At 66.9% G+C, this 2,517-nt stretch carries 2 protein-coding genes; both read left to right on the top strand.

The annotated features are described in order from the left end of the window. The first annotated feature begins 116 nt into the window (after positions 1-116). The gene (gene istA / locus BM145_RS15495; RefSeq protein WP_093334538.1) at positions 117-1,628 is read left to right on the top strand and encodes an IS21 family transposase; all 1,512 of its coding nucleotides are present in this window, start codon (positions 117-119) and stop codon (positions 1,626-1,628) included. Beyond that, the gene (istB, locus tag BM145_RS15490; RefSeq protein ID WP_093334537.1) at positions 1,615-2,343 is read left to right on the top strand and encodes an IS21-like element helper ATPase IstB; all 729 of its coding nucleotides are present in this window, start codon (positions 1,615-1,617) and stop codon (positions 2,341-2,343) included. Before istA ends, istB begins: the two co-directional genes overlap by 14 nt. Positions 2,344-2,517 lie beyond the last annotated feature (174 nt).

Here is a 2,517-nt window from a genome sequence, read left to right as displayed (position 1 = left end):
TGTGGATCGGCGTGGAAAAGGGACCCCGATAGCGGGGTGATCGGCGTCGAAAAAGGACCCCTCATCCCGGTGGTCTAGGCTGCTCGCTTGGCGGTGTGTCAGGCGGCGAGATCGGGATGCTGGTATTGGAGACGGTATTGAGGATCCGGCGCGAGCACGCGTCGGGGAAGGCCATCAAGGCGATAGCGCGGGACCTGCACCTATCGCGCAAGGTGGTGCGCAAGGCGATCCGGGCGCCGGAGGCGGACATGGGTTACCGGCGGGAGGTGCAGCCGCTGCCGAAGCTGGGGCCGTTTCAGGCGCAACTGGACGCGTTGCTGGAGGAAGACGAGGTACGGCCGCGGCGCGAGAAGCTGCGCCTCACGCGTATCCACGATCTGCTGCTGCGCGAAGGGTTCGACGGCTCGTACGATGCGGTGCGCCGTTATGCGGCCCGCTGGCGGCAGGCGCGGCGTCGGGACGTGATGAATGCGCCGGCGTTCATCCCGCTGCTGTTCCGGCCGGGAGAAGCCTATCAGTTCGACTGGAGCCACGAGGACGTGGAGATCGCGGGCAAGCCGATGCGCGTGAAGGTCGCGCATGTACGGCTGTGCGCATCACGGACGATGTATGTGCGAGCCTATCCGCGCGAGACACAGGAGATGGTGTTCGACGCGCATGCGCGGGCGTTCGCCTTCTTCGGAGGCGTGCCGACGCGCGGCATCTACGACAACATGAAGACGGCGGTGACGAGCGTGTTCACCGGCAAGGAGCGGGTCTTCAACCGGCGCTTCCTGGTCATGGCCAACCATTACATGGTCGAGCCGACCGCCTGCTCGCCGGCAGCCGGCTGGGAGAAAGGCCAGGTCGAGAACCAGGTGCAGACGGCGCGCGGCCGGTTTTTCCAGCCGCGTCTGCGCTTTGCCAGCATCGAGGAGCTGAACGGCTGGCTGGAGGCGGAGTGTCGGCGCTGGGCTGAGCTACACCAGCATCCCGAGCAGAAGGAACTGACGGTCGCCCAGGCATGGGCTGTCGAGCGTGGCGTGCTCCAGCCGGTCGTTGCGTCCTTCGACGGCTTCCACGAGAGCGAGCACGCGGTGAGCGGCACATGCCTCATCAGCTTCGACCGCAACCGCTACTCGGTCATGGCCAAGGCGGTGCGGCGTGCCGTCCAGGTCCGCGCCTATGCCGACCGCATCGTCGTGCGCTGCGACGGCGAGGTCGTTGCCGACCATCCCCGGTTCTTCGGGCGCAACCGGACCATCTACGACCCGTGGCACTATCTGCCGGTGCTGGTGACCAAGCCGGGGGCGCTGCGCAACGGCGCGCCATTCCAGGGCTGGGACCTGCCACCTGCGCTGTCACGGCTGCGCCGCAAGCTCGGCGCCGGTGACGATGCCGACCGGCGGTTCGTGCGGGTGCTGGCAGCGGTGCTCGACGACGGGCTGGAGGCGGTGGAAGCGGCCGTGCGCGAAGCATTGCTGACCGGCGTCACCAGCGACGACGTCATTCTCAACATCCTGGCCCGCAGGTGCGAGCCGCCACGACCGTTGACCATCGTCACGCCCGAAGACCTGTCTCTGCGTCATCCGCCGCGTGCCGACTGCGGCCGCTACGACAGCCTGCGAGGCCTCCATGCAGCGGCATGAGATGATGACCGCTATGGCGGGCCTTGGTCTGAAGGGCATGGCCAGTGCCTTCGACGAGGCGGTGACCACCGGTCTGCAGCGCAAGCGCACGACGATGGAGATCCTGACCGACCTGCTGCGTGCCGAGGCAACCCACCGCCATGCAGCGTCGGTCCGCTACCGGATGTCGGCGGCCAGATTGCCGGCGGTGAAGGACCTCGATGCCTTCGTCTTCGACGGCACGCCCATCAACGAGGGGCTCGTACGCTCGCTACACAGCGGCTCGTTCCTGGCGGGCCAGCGCAACGTCGTGCTGGTCGGTGGGACGGGCACCGGCAAGACGCATCTCGCTAGCGCCATTACAGCCAATGTCGTGCGGGAGGGCGCCCGCGGGCACTATTTCAACACGGTCGATCTGGTGAACCGGCTTGAGGAGGAGAACCGCCTCGGCAAAGCCGGCGCGCTCGCAAAACAGCTCTCCCGCCTCGATGTCGTGGTGCTGGACGAGCTCGGCTATCTGCCCTTCGCCCGCTCAGGCGGGCAACTGCTCTTCCATCTGGTGAGCAAGCTCTACGAACGCACCTCTGTCATCGTCACGACGAACCTGGCCTTTGGCGAGTGGCCCACCGTCTTCGGCGACCCCAAGATGACCACCGCGCTGCTCGACCGCATCACACACCATTGCGACATCGTCGAGACCGGCAACGACAGCTGGCGCTTCAAGCATCGCAGCTGACGCCCGGGGCCACCGGCAGAAGACGCTTCGCGCTGGTTGCGCCTCCGGTCGGGCTACGCCCGCCCTACGTCGCAACCAGCGCGAACGGCGGGCGCGCCATACCCGTCACACCGCTCGACGAAGGGGGTCCCTTTTGGACGCCGATAGGGGGTCCTTTTTGGACGCCGATTGACA

It is taken from the genome of Sphingomonas rubra (assembly GCF_900115745.1).
Taxonomy (GTDB): domain Bacteria; phylum Pseudomonadota; class Alphaproteobacteria; order Sphingomonadales; family Sphingomonadaceae; genus Sphingomonas; species Sphingomonas rubra.
The sequence above is the reverse complement of the archived record's forward strand: the minus strand, read 5'-3'. Positions and strand labels throughout refer to the sequence as shown.